16 protein-coding genes are annotated in these 13,890 nt (G+C 71.4%); 9 read left to right on the top strand and 7 right to left on the bottom strand.

Features of this window, described 5'->3' with window-relative positions; all coding sequences use genetic code 11:
- Positions 1 to 419 precede the first annotated feature (419 nt).
- From ACGFJ7_RS12765 to ACGFJ7_RS12745, 5 genes are read right to left on the bottom strand one after another with little or no spacing between them, the layout of a single operon-like run.
- On the bottom strand, positions 420 to 893 hold the full coding sequence (locus tag ACGFJ7_RS12765; RefSeq protein WP_360248578.1) for a GNAT family N-acetyltransferase: 474 nt from the start codon (positions 891 to 893) through the stop codon (positions 420 to 422).
- Complete coding sequence (locus ACGFJ7_RS12760; protein WP_392642260.1) at positions 893 to 1,774, bottom strand: hypothetical protein; 882 nt, start codon at positions 1,772 to 1,774, stop codon at positions 893 to 895. The genes ACGFJ7_RS12765 and ACGFJ7_RS12760 overlap by 1 nt, the downstream gene beginning before the upstream one ends.
- Positions 1,771 to 2,127, bottom strand: a complete 357-nt coding sequence (locus tag ACGFJ7_RS12755) for a PadR family transcriptional regulator (protein ID WP_360248584.1) — start codon at positions 2,125 to 2,127, stop codon at positions 1,771 to 1,773. The genes ACGFJ7_RS12760 and ACGFJ7_RS12755 overlap by 4 nt, the downstream gene beginning before the upstream one ends.
- 28 nt (positions 2,128 to 2,155) lie before the next feature.
- Positions 2,156 to 2,374, bottom strand: coding sequence for a hypothetical protein (locus ACGFJ7_RS12750; RefSeq protein ID WP_392642259.1), 219 nt, complete (start codon positions 2,372 to 2,374; stop codon positions 2,156 to 2,158).
- A gap of 45 nt (positions 2,375 to 2,419) precedes the next feature.
- On the bottom strand, positions 2,420 to 4,093 hold the full coding sequence (locus ACGFJ7_RS12745) for a GMC oxidoreductase (protein WP_392642258.1): 1,674 nt from the start codon (positions 4,091 to 4,093) through the stop codon (positions 2,420 to 2,422).
- A 48-nt stretch (positions 4,094 to 4,141) separates the two neighbouring features.
- Here ACGFJ7_RS12745 and ACGFJ7_RS12740 point away from each other — a divergent pair, with 48 nt between their 5' ends.
- Complete coding sequence (locus ACGFJ7_RS12740) at positions 4,142 to 4,906, top strand: alpha/beta fold hydrolase (RefSeq protein WP_392642257.1); 765 nt, start codon at positions 4,142 to 4,144, stop codon at positions 4,904 to 4,906.
- 556 nt (positions 4,907 to 5,462) lie between these two features.
- Here the strand turns inward: ACGFJ7_RS12740 and ACGFJ7_RS12735 are convergent.
- On the bottom strand, positions 5,463 to 6,095 hold the full coding sequence (locus ACGFJ7_RS12735) for a hypothetical protein (protein WP_392642256.1): 633 nt from the start codon (positions 6,093 to 6,095) through the stop codon (positions 5,463 to 5,465).
- A 134-nt stretch (positions 6,096 to 6,229) separates the two neighbouring features.
- Between ACGFJ7_RS12735 and ACGFJ7_RS12730 the strand changes: the two genes are divergently transcribed.
- From ACGFJ7_RS12730 to ACGFJ7_RS12705, 6 genes are all read left to right on the top strand, one after another.
- Positions 6,230 to 7,669, top strand: coding sequence for a flavin-containing monooxygenase (locus ACGFJ7_RS12730; RefSeq protein ID WP_392642255.1), 1,440 nt, complete (start codon positions 6,230 to 6,232; stop codon positions 7,667 to 7,669).
- A 75-nt stretch (positions 7,670 to 7,744) separates the two neighbouring features.
- Positions 7,745 to 8,035 carry a hypothetical protein gene (locus ACGFJ7_RS12725; RefSeq protein ID WP_392642254.1) on the top strand — a complete coding sequence of 97 codons (291 nt, stop codon included), beginning with the start codon at positions 7,745 to 7,747 and terminating at the stop codon, positions 8,033 to 8,035.
- A gap of 338 nt (positions 8,036 to 8,373) precedes the next feature.
- Complete coding sequence (locus ACGFJ7_RS12720) at positions 8,374 to 8,778, top strand: hypothetical protein (protein WP_392642253.1); 405 nt, start codon at positions 8,374 to 8,376, stop codon at positions 8,776 to 8,778.
- A 144-nt stretch (positions 8,779 to 8,922) separates the two neighbouring features.
- Positions 8,923 to 9,336, top strand: a complete 414-nt coding sequence (locus ACGFJ7_RS12715; protein ID WP_360248605.1) for a DUF1810 domain-containing protein — start codon at positions 8,923 to 8,925, stop codon at positions 9,334 to 9,336.
- Between the two features lie 113 nt (positions 9,337 to 9,449).
- Positions 9,450 to 9,716 (top strand): YciI family protein, encoded by a 267-nt coding sequence (locus tag ACGFJ7_RS12710; RefSeq protein ID WP_392642421.1) that lies wholly within the window; start codon positions 9,450 to 9,452, stop codon positions 9,714 to 9,716.
- Complete coding sequence (locus ACGFJ7_RS12705) at positions 9,713 to 10,927, top strand: DUF6596 domain-containing protein (RefSeq protein ID WP_360248611.1); 1,215 nt, start codon at positions 9,713 to 9,715, stop codon at positions 10,925 to 10,927. Before ACGFJ7_RS12710 ends, ACGFJ7_RS12705 begins: the two co-directional genes overlap by 4 nt.
- On the opposite strand, the gene ACGFJ7_RS12700 is transcribed toward ACGFJ7_RS12705, so the two are convergent.
- A complete protein-coding gene (locus ACGFJ7_RS12700) occupies positions 10,924 to 11,913 on the bottom strand; it encodes a LacI family DNA-binding transcriptional regulator (protein ID WP_360248614.1) in 990 nt (329 codons plus the stop codon). The genes ACGFJ7_RS12705 and ACGFJ7_RS12700 overlap by 4 nt on opposite strands.
- A gap of 161 nt (positions 11,914 to 12,074) precedes the next feature.
- Between ACGFJ7_RS12700 and ACGFJ7_RS12695 the strand changes: the two genes are divergently transcribed.
- Both ACGFJ7_RS12695 and ACGFJ7_RS12690 read left to right on the top strand, forming a co-directional pair.
- Entirely contained in the window at positions 12,075 to 12,965 is an 891-nt protein-coding gene (locus ACGFJ7_RS12695; protein ID WP_360249986.1) for a sugar ABC transporter permease, read from the top strand.
- Complete coding sequence (locus tag ACGFJ7_RS12690) at positions 12,965 to 13,879, top strand: carbohydrate ABC transporter permease (protein WP_360248617.1); 915 nt, start codon at positions 12,965 to 12,967, stop codon at positions 13,877 to 13,879. The genes ACGFJ7_RS12695 and ACGFJ7_RS12690 overlap by 1 nt, the downstream gene beginning before the upstream one ends.
- Positions 13,880 to 13,890 lie beyond the last annotated feature (11 nt).

Below are 13,890 nucleotides of genomic sequence, written 5' to 3'. Positions count from 1 at the left end.
CGCGCCAAGTGCCGCCAGCGGCGACTTCAGCCCGCGCCAAAGTTCAGCCCGCGCAAAGTCGAGCTGGCGGGCGAGTCCGGCCCGCGCCAAGTCCAGCCGGAGGGCGAGTCCGGACCGCGGCGAGTCCAGCCAAGGCTGGGTGCGGCCCGTGCCGCGATCAGACCCGTGCCGAGTTCAGCCGACGCGGAGCGCGGCCCCTGCCGAGTCCAGCCGAGGCTGGGTGCGGCCCGTGCCGCGATCAGACCCGTGCCGAGTTCAGCCGACGCGGAGCGCGGCCCCTGCCGAGTCCAGCCGAGGCTGGGTGCGGCCCGTGCCGCGATCAGACCCGTGCCGAGTTCAGCCGACGCGGAGTGCGGCCCCTGCCGAGTTCAGACCGCGGGGAGTGTCAGCGGGGCGGAGTCCGCGGAGCTGGGCGGCTCTCAGTCGAGGCGCATCACGGTCTCCTCGATCTCTGTGTGGCGGCCGTTGGCGTAGCCGGTGTCAGTGCCGGTGACGGTGAAGCCGGCCTTTCGCAGGACCCGGAGCGAGGCCACGTTGTCGCTCGCGGCGCGGGCGAAGAGCGGGCGGGTCGGTACCAGGTCGAGGAGCAGGGTCAGGGCTCGGCCGGCGATGCCCTGGCCCCAGTGGGCGCGGTCGATCCAGTAGGTCACCTCGGTGTCGCCCTCGATGACGAAAGCGGCGATGCTGCCCACCGGGCGGCCGTCGAGCGTGACGATCCGGTTGGTGACGTCGGGCCTCGCCCTGATCGTGGCCATGTGGGCGTCGAAGGCGGGCCGGTCGTTCGGGTCGCGGGCCGTGAAGGCGGCCATGTGGACGGACTCGGGATCTCGCATCTGGTCGAACAGGGCGTCCAGGTCGGCGTCCTCGATCGGGCGCAGCGCCACCTCAGCCATCAGGTTCCTCCCCGTGTGGATGAGCCCGGACCGTACCAGCGGGGTACGACAACTCCGGCCGCCAGCAGAAGCGCCACCGGCGGGAGCGCCGTCACCGCCAGGTCGGCCGCCACGAGGGGGAAGGCGGGAAGGCCCTCCGCGGTGAACAGCGCGGCCCGGACCAGGACGGTGTTCAGCAGGAACAGGCCCGCCGCCATGGCCAGGCGCTCGTCGACGGCCAGCCAGACCAGACTGCCCAGGAAGAGGGCGGACAGGGCGGCGAAGTTCAGGATTCCCGACACGCTGGGGAAGAACGACGTCAGGATCAGCACGAGCGGCAGGACCGGCGCGTATCTGACAAGCGCGGTGGCCGGCGCCGGCCGGCGCCGGACCAGCGGGGCGAGCAGCACCACGGCCAGCGGGAAGCACCAGAAGCCGCTGAAGACGGGGCTTCCCATGGTGTACGCCAGGGACAGCGTCACGCCGAAGGCGGCCGCGGCCGTGACGATCGCGGCGGCGAAGCGATTCGCCAGGGCGGCCACGATGGCCAGGGCTCCGAGCGCGAGGGCCGCGAGGGTGAGGCGGAACTCGGTGGGCGACCAGAGGGCCGGCCCGCCGCGGGTGAGGTCGCTCGTGACGACGACCGCCCGGTCGGCCACGTCGTAGACGAGCAGCATGAGCGCGGCGGCCCGGAAAGCGGTGAGCCAGCCGCCCCGGTGATGGCCGGCGTGTGCCCGCAGAGCACCCAGGATCAGCGCGGCGTCCTCCCGCGCCGAGGGCCGGCGCCGTCCCTCCTCGGCGGACTCGAGAAGCGTCGCCAGGAGTTCGGGTCCGCGCGAGTGGCGGTAGCCGGCCGGATAGAGGCGCAGCAGACGCGCGTACCGGCGCTCGAGCGGGCTCACGCGAGCCGGGCCGTGCGGTCGGCGAACCCGATGGCCCGGGCGAGGCGGCCCGCGGGGAACGGGCGGTCGGTGACCACGCGGGCGGCCTCGGCGAGGTGGGCGGCCTCGGCTTTCAGGGCGGCGAGGCCGTCGGGGGTCAGGGTGTAGTAGCGCCGGGCCCGCCCGTTGACCACCTCCTCCCGGACGGCCTGGACGAGGCCCTCGTGGGTCAGGCGGTCGAGCGCCGTGTAGAGGGTGCCGGTCGCCGGCTTCACCCGGCCCCGGGACAGGGCCTCGGTCCGTTTGATGATCGCGTAGCCGTGCAGCGGTTCGTCCTGCAGCGCGGCCAGGATGAAGTAGGTCGGTTCACGCATGGGCGAACTATATATGTAGCCGAACTACTTATGAAGGGCGATCCACATAATGTCGACGACGGCCGCCGGCGCGGCGGCAGGTGAGCATCGCGTGCGGCGAGTCCTTGCCGTACGGATAGGGCCGGGTCTCCTCGCCCGCCGCGTAGCTGACGGCGGCCGCGTCGAGCGCGGTGGCCCCCGGTTCCGACCGGAAGATCGGCTCGATGGCCTGGAAGCGGACGTGCCAGCCGCCGACCGTGATCTCCAAGGCGGCCGGGTCGAGCGTTCGGAGAACTGTGGCATACCCGTGTTTTCACAGGCGGAGCGCGCCCGGAGCGTCGGCGGGAACGGCCGGCCGGGTGGGTTTCACCGGGCTCAGGCGGACGTACGGCGTACCGGGCCCCGGTCGTGGATCTTCATCTCCTTTGTTGGGCCACAGGGCGACCGCGCGCTCGGCCATCGCCGTGATCGTCAGCGACGGGTTGACGCCGAGGTTGGCCGCCACCGCCGAGCCGTCGATCACGTGCAGGCCCGGATGGCCGAACATCCGGTGGTACGGGTCGACGACCCCCGTCTCCGGTGAGGTGCCGATGGCGCAACCGCCCAGGAAGTGCCCGGTCACCGGGCGCCCCGCGAGCTCGGTCATGGCGCCCAGCGGCACCCCGTCGATCTTGTCGGCGACCCGGCGGGCCACGTCGTGCGCCGCCGGCACCCACTCCGGATTCGGCTCGCCGACCCCCTGCCGGGTGCGCAGCCGGCCCCGCTTGCGGTAGACCGTGATCGAGTTGTCCAGGGCCTGCATGGCCAGCAGCACCACGGTCTCGGTCGACCAGCGGCGCGGCGACGTCAGCAGCCGCAGGTCACGGCGGTCGCGGACCAGCTGGCGCAGCCCGGTGAGCATCCGGGACCGGCCGCCGGCGTCGTCGACCAGCGTGGTGGCCAGCAGCGCCAGCAGGTTGCTGCCCCGCCCGTACCGGACCGGTTCGACGTGGGTCTCGGCGTCGGGATGGATCGAGGAGGTGATCGCCACGCCCCGGCTGAAGTCGGCGTCGCGCCGGCGGGTGCGCGCGCCCAGGATCGACTCCGAGTTGGTCCGGCTGAGCTCGCCCAGCCGTGGCGAGACGCCCGGTAGGGAGCCGCGGTCGCGCAGCCGGTGCAGCAGCCGCTGCGTACCCAAAGCGCCGGCCGCGAAGATCACCTGCCCGGCGGTGAAGGTCCGGCGGCGAAACCCGCCGGTGCGATGGGTGCGGACGGCGAAACCCCCTTGCGGGAGCGGTCGTACGTCGGTGACGGTGGTCAGGGGCACGACCGTCGCACCGAGGCGTTCGGCCAGGTACAGGTAGTTCTTGACGAGGGTGTTCTTCGCGCCGACGCGGCAGCCGGTCATGCAGGAGCCGCACTGGGTGCACGCGGCCCGCGACGGCCCGGCGCCGCCGAAGAACGGGTCGGGCACGGCCGCGTGGCCTCCGCTGTCCGGGTCACGGCCCGGATTTCCGAAGAGCACACCCACCGGCGTACGGCGGAAGGTGTGCCCCACCCCAAGATCCTCCGCGACCGATCGCAGCGCCCGGTCCGACGCGGTCTCCACCGGGTTGAGTGTCACGCCGAGCATGCGTTTGGCCTGGTCGTACGGGCCCGCGAGCTCCGCCTTCCAGTCGGTGACGGACGACCAGCGGGGATCGGCGAAGAACGTGTCCGGCGGCTCGTACAGCGTGTTGGCATAACCCAGCGAGCCGCCGCCGACACCCGCGCCGGACATGATGAGCACGTTGTCGAGCAGCGTCAGGCGCAGAATGCCGAAGCAGCGCAACGCCGGCGCGTACACATAGCGGCGCAGCCGCCACGAGGTCTGCGGCAGCTCGTCGTCGGCGAAGCGGCGGCCCGCCTCGAGCACACCGACCCGGTAGCCCTTCTCGGTGAGCCGCAGCGCGCTGACGCTGCCGCCGAAGCCGGAGCCGACGACGAGGACGTCGTAGTCGTACGTCATGGGGTACGGTGGCACCGTTGTTGGCGGGCTGTCAACAAGGAGGATCCCTTGAATTTCCACCGGCGCGGAAGTGGAAGTCCCCTCGTCCTGATCCACGGCCTCGGCAGCCGCTGGCAGGTGTGGCAGCCGATCCTCGACGAGCTCGCCGAGCGGCACGACGTGATCGCCCTCGACCTGCCCGGCTTCGGCGCGTCCAAACCGGACGGAGGCCGCGGCGACGTGCCTCACCTGGCCGACCGGGTGACCGCGTTGCTCGACGACCTCGGCGTGACGCGGCCGGCCCTGGGCGGCAGCTCACTGGGCGGCGCGGTGGCGCTCGAACTCGGCCGCCGCGCCCTGGCCCGCTCGGTGACCGCGTTCTCGCCGGTCGGGTTCTTCGGCTCGCCGGGCGCGCGCTGGTGCCGGGGAGTGCTGACCGCGGCGCGGGCCGGGGGAGCGGCGCTGGGCCCGGCCATGCCGTGGCTGATGCGCACGACGCCGGGGCGGGTGGCTCTCTGCGGTGTCTTCTACGGCCGGCCGGCCCGCCTCGACCCGGCCGACTGCGTGACCGACGCCCGGGCGCTGGTCGCGGCGCCGGGCTTCGGCCCCGCCCGCAACCGGGTGGGGGAATGGCGTTATCGCCCCGGCATGGTGGACGGCATCCCGGTGACCATCGCGTGGGGCACCCGGGACCTCGTGCTGCCGTACCGGCAGGCGGCCCGGGCACGCGCGATGCTGCCCCGAGCCCGCCACGTACGGCTGTCCGGCTGCGGCCACCTCCCCTTCGCCGACGACCCCCGAGCCTGCGCCCGCCTCCTGCTGGACGCGAGTTGACCAGCCTCGAGCCGCGCGATCTCACGCCCGCCTTCATGTCGGGGGTGAGTGGGCCGGGGCTCAAGCCGCGCGACTTGCGGCCGCCTTCATGTCGGGGGTGAGTGGGCCGGGGCTCAAGCCGCGCGACTTGCGGCCGCCTTTATGCCGGGGGTGGGTCGGCCGGGGCTCAAGCCGCGCGATTTGCGCCCGCCTTCTGCCGGGCGTGAGTCGGCCGGGCCTCCGGCCACGGGAGGCGCGCGTACGGCCGGCTGCCGCTGGAGGCTAGCTGGCCGAGCCTTCGGTCACGTGACCGGCGCTGAGCGCGGCTGCTGCTGGGCGTGCGCCGTCCGGGTGTCGGGACCCTCGACCCGCGCTGCGCCCGGGCCGCTGCCGGCGCCTTGGTCGCAGACCTGCGGGATCCACGCGCCCGCGCCGGGCCGCTGCCGGCGCCTTGGTCGCTGGCCTGCGGGATCCACGCGCCTGGGTCGCTGCCGGCGAGAGCCGACCAGAGTTCTGGCCACTCGCGGGCTCTCGGCTGCCGCCGGACGTAAATCCGGCCGGGTTTCTGGCGAGGCGGTCAGGTCGTAGTTGCCCGGGCACTGAGGAGGTGGAGCAGTTCGCGCGCCACCTCCCGCGCTTGAGCGAGGTCATCCCGGCGTGGCGGGGCGGACCCCTCCGCGCGTGTCGGCCGGGCCGAGGGGTCCTCGACGGTGACGGCGACCTGGACGCGGCGGCCGAGCTGACGTGACAGGGCCTCGGCGATCGCCGGGCGCAGGCGCGTCTCGACGACGTCGCGGGTGAACGCGTCGGCGGCGACCAGCAGGACGGTGTTGCCGACGATCGTGTCGATGCCCACCTGGTCGAGGTAGGCCAGCTCGCGCCCGGACGGCAGGCTGATCGACGTGACGGCCCGGGACCACAACCGTTCCGGATCGACGAGTGGCGCGGCCAGTACATCGTGGACCAGGCGCGCCGCGCAGGCCCAGTCGGGCGTTCCGGACCGGGCGGCCTGCTCGTCGAGGAGCGCGGCCGTGCCGGCCGAGACCGGAACCGGCACGATCCTCGCGCCCGGCTGTCCCTGGACGGCGGCGTCGGCGAGAACCTGGCGGCGCCCCGCCGCGGTCAGCCACTGACCGACGCTCGTGCCGGCGGCCGCGGCCGCCTCGGTGAACGTCTCGTGGTCGTCGGATCCGATCTTCACTTTGGTCATCAGACCTCTCCGCGGTGGCTGTCGAAGCGGCCATTGAACAGAGCCGGGCGTGCCCTCGCAACCTCATCCGCGTGTCGCACGCGGCGCACCGACAGCCTATTGGCACCCCGCCAACAAGCTGATAATTTCGCCCCATGAACCCGCGAGTGGTCGTCATCGGAGCCGGCTTCGGCGGCATCGCCGCCGCCGCGGCGCTGCTCGAGGCCGGGTTCACCGATGTCGTCCTGCTCGAGCGGGCGGCCGAGATCGGCGGTGTCTGGCGCGACAACACCTATCCCGGCTGTGCCTGCGACGTGCCCGCCCCGCTGTATTCGTACTCCTTCGCCCCGAATCCCGTCTGGAGCCGGCGTTTCCCGCCACACCACGAGATTTTCGGCTATCTGCGGCGGGTCGCCGACGAACGCGACATCACCCGCCGGGTGCGGCTGAACACCGACGTCGTCGAGGCCCGCTGGCACGACGATCGTTGGCTGATCACCACGGCGGACGGCGACCGGATCGAGGCCGACGTGCTCGTGCCCGCGGTCGGGCAGCTCACCAAGCCGGTCGTGCCCGCGCTGCCCGGCGCCGAGCGGTTCGAGGGCCCGGCCGTGCACACCGCCCGCTGGCGTCCCGGCCTGCCCATCGACGGCAGCCGCGTCGCCGTCGTCGGCACCGGCGCCAGCGCGATCCAGCTCGTCCCCGCGATCGCCGGCCGCGCCGCCCACGTGACCGTCTTCCAGCGCACGGCCCCGTGGACGCTGCCCCGGCCCGACCGTCGTTACGGCGCCGGCCGCCGCGTCGCGTACCGGAAGATCCCGGCCCTGATGGGTTTCCCGCGAGCCGGCGTCTGGGCCATGACCATCGTGACCGGCCGGGCACTGCTCGGCCGGCGCGCTTCGGGCGCCCTGCTGCGGACCGTCTCCGGACTGCAGCGCCGATGGCAGGTCCGCGACCCGAAACTGCGGGCCGCTGTCACACCGGACGAGCCGATGGGCTGCAAGCGGGTCCTGTTCACCAGCGCCTGGCTGCCCGCCCTCGCGCGCCCCGACGTCAGCCTGGTCACCGAGAAGATCGTCGAGGTCACCGCCGACGGCCTGCGAACCGCCGACGGCACCCTCCACCCGTGCGACCTGCTGGTCTACGCCACCGGTTTCGCCGCCTCCGACCTGGTCACCCCACTGAAGATCATCGGCCGCCAGGGCAGCCTCGACGAGGAGTGGCGCGACGGCGCGTACGCCCACCTCGGCATGACGATCCCCGGCTTTCCCAACCTCTTCTTGATGTACGGGCCCAACACCAACACCGGCAACACGTCGGTGCTCTACTTCCACGAGTGCCAGGCTCGCTACCTGGTCCAGGCGGTCCGCCGGCTCGCGCAGGGGTCAAAGCCCTTGGAGGTACGCCGTGACGTCGCGGCCGCCTACGACGCGGAGATCCAGCAGCGCTTGTCGGGCTCGGTGTGGACCGCGTGCCAGAACTGGTACCGCAACGCCGCGGGCCGCATCGTCACCAACTGGCCCGGCATGGCGTCGGAATACCGGCGCCGTACGGCTCGCCTGAACCCTGCCGACTACACCGATGGCGGTCGATAGCTCAAATTGACTGTGCGTCGCGCTTCCCGCGCTTGACGCCTGACGGGAAAAGGGAAGTGGCCGTTTCGTGCGCTGATGGCGCTCGTGCTCGTCATTTCCGTCGTGGGCGCGGTGGCCGTTCCACTCAGAATCGGCCAAGCACGCCGCCGAGCCCATTCTCGGCATGCGGTGTCGATGTCGGTGATCGCCGAGACTGCCGCGACGCGCGCCGGCTCCGACGGCCGGCCCGGTGTGGTCCGCTCGTCCGCCGCGTTCACCGGGTCCGGGGAGACCATCGTCGTGGCGTTCGCCCCGAAACCTGCGAGTCGCGGCCGTTTCACCGGAAACACGCATAGGCCACGCGCCGCATCAGACGCGCCCCTGTGACCTGCGCTTCAGCGGAGTCAACGCTGGTGTAGGCGTGGCCGAACTGGGATCTTCACCATGGCCCGGCACGCCGGTTGACGCGAACGCGCGCCGGCACACCGCACCGGCGGCTTCGCGCCCCGGCTGTGTGGTCGGCGGCGCCGCGGTGAGGTGTTCCTGAGGCTCGGAAAGCTGTCGCGATCGTGGCTACGGGGCTGACCGAAGAGCAGGCGCGGGAACTGGTGCGGCGACTTCGGCAGAGCAAGGTGGAAGCCTTCTCCGAGGGAACCGTCGGCGGGTGAGCGGGTGCCGGCGGCGGAACGTCATTCTGGTCTTCGGCGTACAGCGGAAAAGGGCTGGTGGTGCGGTTGCTGGCGGCGGTGTGGCAGTTCGGTTTGCCGGTCGTCCTGGTTCTGTTCGGCGCGGGCGCGCTGGTGGCGGCGGTGACCGACCGGGAGAGGCCTCGGCTGCGGCAGCGGATCGGGTGGTTCGGCCTTGTCGTGTGGCTCAAGTTCGCGGGGGAGGCGGCGTTCGGTGACGGCCGGCCCCGGCTGGAACGGGAGTGGAAGGGGCTGGTGGCGGTCCTTCTCGGGCTGGCCGCCCTGGTCTGGCTCGTGAAGTGGCTCCGCTGGCGCCGGCGTGACGCGGCCCGGCGTGACGCGGCCCGGCGTGACGCGGACCGGCGTGAGGCGGCCCAGCGTGAGGCAGGGCGGCGTGAGGCAGGGCGGCGTGACGCGGGGCGGCGTGACGCGGGGCCGGCGTGACACGAGTCCGGCTTGACGCGAGTCCGGCGTGACGCGAGGGCGGCGTGGCGTGGGGGCGGTGTGATGTGGCGGCGGGTAAGAGCGAGCGTGCGGGGGCGCCGGACGTCTAGGCTCGTCGCATCACGTGACGGACGAGGTGGGGCGATGTCGGACCTGGGAAGGTTTGTGTCGGCGCAGAAGGGTGTCTACGACGAGGCCCTGGACGAGATCAAGCGGGGCCGCAAGCGGACGCACTGGATGTGGTTCGTGTTTCCGCAGCTGGCGGGGCTCGGGTCGAGCTCGACGGCCCAGTTCTACGCGATCCGGGATCTGGCCGAGGCTCGGGACTATCTCGCTCACCCGGTGCTCGGGCCCCGGCTGATCGAGATCGCCGAGGCCGTGGTGGCGTCGCCCGCGGCGACCGCCGATCAGCTCTTCGGCTATCCGGACAACCTCAAGGCGCGGTCGTCCATGACGCTCTTCAAGCGCGCGGCGCCCGACCAGACCGTCTTCACCGCTGTTCTCGACAAGTACTACGGCGGTGAGGCTGACCCTCGTACCGAGGAATTGCTTGCCTGACGGGTGTCGGATCCCGGCCGCGGCGTTCGTTGCACAGGTGACCGAGGGAGATGACCGTGCAGTATCTGGTTTCTGTGATCGACGACAAGAGCAACTCCGGCACCGACGACGAGATGGCCGCCATCCACGTGTTCAACGAAGGGCTTCAGGCCCGGGGGCACTGGGTCTTCGCGGGCGGGCTGGCCGCGCCCGGCACGGCCACCGTGATTGACAACCGGGATGGGCTCGGGCTGGTCACCGACGGGCCGTTCGTGGAGACCAAGGAGTACATGGCCGGGTTCTGGGTGATGGAGGCGGACGACCTCGACGTGGCCTTGAAGCTGGCCGCCGAGGGGTCGCGGGCCTGCCACCGCCGGGTCGAGGTGCGGCCGTTCCTGTGAACGCCGTCGTGCGGGCCTACCGTGCGGAGTGGTCCCGGATCGTCGCCGCGCTGACCAGGCGCTTCGGTGACCTCGACGTCGCCGAGGAGGCGGCCGCCGAAGCTTTCGCCACGGCCGTCGAGCGGTGGCCGGCCGACGGGGTGCCGCCGAACCCGGGGGCGTGGCTGACCACGACGGCCAGCCGCAAGGCGGTCGACCGGCTGCGGCGCGAGGGTAAACGCGACGGCAAAGAGCGGGAGGCTCGGGTGCTGTACGACGGTGGGCCGCCCGAGCCGGTCGGCGCCGTCGAGGACGAGCGGCTGCGGCTGATCTTCACCTGCTGCCATCCGGCGCTCGCCATGGACACCCGGGTGGCGCTGACTCTGCGCATGGTGGGCGGGCTGACCGTGCCCGAGATCGCGCGGGCCTTCCTGGTGGGGGAGGGCGCCATGGGGCAGCGGATCACCAGGGCCAAAACCAAGATCAAGGCAGCCCGGATTCCGTACGCGGTGCCGGCGGCCGAGGATCTGCCGGGGCGCCTGTCCGGCGTACTCGCCGTGCTTTTTCTGATCTTCAACGAGGGTTACCTGGCCACGGGGGCCGATTCCGATCCCGTACGGCGAGAGCTGACCGCCGACGCGATCCGGCTGACCCGGCTGGTGCGGGGTCTGATGACCGGGGACGGCGAGGTGGCCGGGCTGCTCGCGCTGATGCTGCTCATCGAGGCGCGGCGGCCGGCCCGGGTCGCCGCCGGCGGTGAGCTGATCCCGCTGGACGAGCAGGACCGGTCGGCCTGGGACACCGCCCTGATCGACGAGGGGCACCGGCTGGTGCGGGAACGCCTGGCCACGGGGGAGGCGCCCGGCCGCTATCAGATCCTGGCCGCGATCAACGCCGTGCACACCGACGCCCGGGACTTCCGGGACACCGACTGGTCGCAGATCGTCGCCCTCTACGACCAGCTGGTCCGCCTCGACGCGTCGCCGGTCGCCGCCCTGAACCGGGCGGTCGCGGTGGCCGAGCTCGACGGCCCGGAGGTGGCCCTGGCCGCCGTCGACCGCCTCGGCGACCGGCTGGACGGCTACCACGCCTTCCACGCGACCCGCGCCGGCCTGCTGCGGCGCCTGGGCCGCGGCCGGGCGGCCCGTACGGCGTACGACCGGGCGATCGAACTGGCCGGCAACACCGCCGAGATGGCCTTTCTGACCCGCCGGCGCGACCAGCTGGGTTAGGACGCGGGCGGCGGAGCCGTGCTGTCGCGGGCGACCAGGCGGGTCGGCACGAGGGTGCGGCCGGGCGGGGACGACTGGCCGCGGATCTGGTGCAGCAGGCGGTCGACGCAGCGGCGGCCCATCTCGGCGAAGTCCTGGTGGATGGTGGTGAGCGGGGGCAGGTAGGAGACCGCGTCGGGGATGTCGTCGAAACCGACCACGCTGACGTCCTCGGGGACCCGCCGGCCCCGCTCGTGCAGGGCCCGCAGCACGCCCAGGGCCATCTGGTCGTTGGCCGTGAAGACCGCCGTGCACGTCGGATCGGCGGCGATCTCGAGGCCGGCCCGGTATCCGGACTCGGCCGACCAGTCGCCCTGGAGCATGGGCGGGACCGGGCGCCCGGCCTCGGTGAGCACGTCGCGCCAGGCCTGGGCCCGGCGGCCGGCCGAGAACGAGTCGGCCGGGCCGCTGACGTGCCGGACCGTCTCGTGGCCGAGCTCGAGCAGGTGGCTGACGGCTTGGCGGGCGCCGTCGGCCTGGTCGGTGTCGACCACCGGGTAGCGGTCACTGGCGTCCGAGTCGACCACGACCACCTGGGCGCCCGGGGGCAGCTCGAGGGCGACCGCGTCGAGGAGGTGGACCTCCATGATGACGATGACGCCGTCGACCGCGAGCTCGCCGAGGCGGGTGAAGGCGCCGAGCACGCCGTCCTGGGTGGGGCTGGCCACCGGGATCAGCGTTATGGCATATCCCTGCTCGGCCGCGTGATTGGCGATAGCCTCGACCGTGCGGCTGTTACCGGTGGTGGCCAGGGTGAACAGGATGACGCCGATGGTGCGGAACTCGCCGCGTTTGAGGGCGCGCGCGGCGCTGTTGGGCCGGTAGCCCAGCTCCTTCATCGCGTCGAGGACCTGCTGTCGCGTCGCGTCGACGACACCGGGGTGCCCGTTCGAGACGCGCGACACTGTCTGGGAGGACACGCCGGCCAGCCGGGCCACATCCGCCATGGAAACTCGCCGAACACTGCTTGACGACGATCGCACGCGGTGACACTATCGCACTCACGATGTTTACGTAAACATCGAACATTCGAAAACAAGAAGAAACATCGAACGACATCGGTGCATGATGTTTACGTAAACATCATCGCATCACTGAGAGGGTGACCATGGCGGTCCTCCAGCCGGCGGTGGCACGCCGGCGCCGCTCCTGGCGAGGCTGGCAGTTCGTCGGCCCGTTCATGCTGATCTTCGCGCTGGTCTTCCTGGCGCCGATCGTGTACTCGATCTACCTGAGCCTGTATCGCAACCAGCTTATCGGCGGCAACTCGTTCGTGGGCCTGGACAACTACACCCGGCTGTTCTCCGACAGCCAGTTCTGGGAGTCGTTCGGCCGGGTCGCGATCTTCCTGGTCGTCCAGGTGCCGATCATGCTGATCCTGGCCCTGATCGTGGCTCTGGCCATCGACAGCGGGCGGCTGTACGGCAAGGCGTTCTTCCGGGTCTCGATCTTCCTGCCGTACGCGGTGCCGGCGGTGGTCGCGACGCTGATGTGGGGCTTCATCTACGGCGATCAGTTCGGTCTCGTCGGCAACATCAATGACGCGTTCGACATCTCGTTGCCGAACCCGCTGTCCCCCCACCTCGCGCTCGCGTCCATCGGCAACATCGTGACGTGGGAGTTCATCGGCTACAACATGCTGATCTTCTACTCGGCGCTGCGGGTCATCCCGGGCTCCCTGTACGAGTCGGCGTCGCTCGACGGCGCCGGCCAGTTCCGGATCATCCGGTCGATCAAGCTGCCGGCGATCCGGGGCGCGCTGTCGATCGCGACGATCTTCTCGATCATCGGCAGCTTCCAGCTGTTCACCGAGCCGGTCATCCTGCAGCCGCTCGCGCCGAACGCGATCACCACGTACTTCACCCCGAACCTGTACGCCTACCAGCTGTCCTTCTCGGGTCAGCAGTACAACTACGCCGCCACGGTCGCGATCATCATGGGCATCATCACCATGGTCATCGCCTACGTCGTGCAGCTGCGCGGAAACCGGGAGAGCTGATGACGACCTCGGTGGAAACCCGTTCGGCCAAGCCGCTCACGGTGCGCCCGTCGGCCCGCAAGAAGCGGCGTACCGGCAGCGTGACGCTGACCGTCCTGACCGCGTTGATGGCGCTGTACGCCCTGGTGCCGCTCGCCTGGCTGGTCATCAACTCGACCAAGACCCAGGGCAGCCTGTTCACCTCGTTCGGGCTCTGGTTCGACAGCGACGGCAAGTTCGCGCTCTGGCAGAACATCCATGACACCTTCACCTACAACGACGGCATCTTCCTGCGGTGGTTCGGCAACACCCTGCTGTACGTCGTCGTCGGCGCCGGCGGTGCGACCCTGCTGGCGGCGCTGGCCGGTTACGGCCTGGCGAAGTTCCAGTTCGTCGGCAAGCGCGCGGTCTTCGCGATCGTCCTCGGCGCCGTCGCCGTGCCCGGCACGGCTCTCGCCGTACCCACGTTCCTGCTGTTCAGCAAGATGGGCCTGACCAACACGCCGTGGGCCGTGATCATCCCGTCCCTGATCACGCCGTTCGGCCTGTACCTGATGTGGACCTTCGCGGCCCAGGCCATCCCGGACGAGATGCTCGAGGCGGCCCGGATGGACGGCGCGGGCGAGTTCCGCACCTTCTTCCGCATCAGCGTCCCGCTGCTCGCCCCCGGCATCGTGACCGTGGCCCTGTTCAGCATCGTCGCGACCTGGAACAACTACTTCCTGCCGCTGATCATGCTCAAGGACCCGGACTGGTACCCGCTGACCGTCGGCCTCAACGCGTGGAACGCGCAGTCGACCACCGCCGGCGGCGAGGCCGTCTACAACCTGGTCATCACCGGCTCGCTGCTCACGATTCTGCCGCTCCTGGCGGCCTTCCTCCTGCTTCAGCGCTACTGGCAGTCCGGCTTGTCGGCCGGCTCCGTGAAAGAGTGAAAGGTCCTTAC

It is taken from the genome of Actinoplanes sp. NPDC048988, assembly GCF_043197815.1.
Classification (GTDB): domain Bacteria; phylum Actinomycetota; class Actinomycetes; order Mycobacteriales; family Micromonosporaceae; genus Actinoplanes.
The sequence above is the reverse complement of the archived record's forward strand: the minus strand, read 5'-3'. Positions and strand labels throughout refer to the sequence as shown.

Coding starts and splice junctions, on each gene's coding strand:
- ACGFJ7_RS12765 (WP_360248578.1), bottom strand. CDS start 893: ATGGCTGAGGTGGCGCTGCGCCCGATCGAGGACGCCGACCTGGACGCC.
- ACGFJ7_RS12755 (WP_360248584.1), bottom strand. CDS start 2,127: ATGCGTGAACCGACCTACTTCATCCTGGCCGCGCTGCAGGACGAACCG.
- ACGFJ7_RS12745 (WP_392642258.1), bottom strand. CDS start 4,093: ATGACGTACGACTACGACGTCCTCGTCGTCGGCTCCGGCTTCGGCGGC.
- ACGFJ7_RS12735 (WP_392642256.1), bottom strand. CDS start 6,095: ATGACCAAAGTGAAGATCGGATCCGACGACCACGAGACGTTCACCGAG.
- ACGFJ7_RS12730 (WP_392642255.1), top strand. CDS start 6,230: ATGAACCCGCGAGTGGTCGTCATCGGAGCCGGCTTCGGCGGCATCGCC.
- ACGFJ7_RS12725 (WP_392642254.1), top strand. CDS start 7,745: ATGGCGCTCGTGCTCGTCATTTCCGTCGTGGGCGCGGTGGCCGTTCCA.
- ACGFJ7_RS12715 (WP_360248605.1), top strand. CDS start 8,923: ATGTCGGACCTGGGAAGGTTTGTGTCGGCGCAGAAGGGTGTCTACGAC.
- ACGFJ7_RS12710 (WP_392642421.1), top strand. CDS start 9,450: ATGGCCGCCATCCACGTGTTCAACGAAGGGCTTCAGGCCCGGGGGCAC.
- ACGFJ7_RS12700 (WP_360248614.1), bottom strand. CDS start 11,913: ATGGCGGATGTGGCCCGGCTGGCCGGCGTGTCCTCCCAGACAGTGTCG.
- ACGFJ7_RS12695 (WP_360249986.1), top strand. CDS start 12,075: ATGGCGGTCCTCCAGCCGGCGGTGGCACGCCGGCGCCGCTCCTGGCGA.
- ACGFJ7_RS12690 (WP_360248617.1), top strand. CDS start 12,965: ATGACGACCTCGGTGGAAACCCGTTCGGCCAAGCCGCTCACGGTGCGC.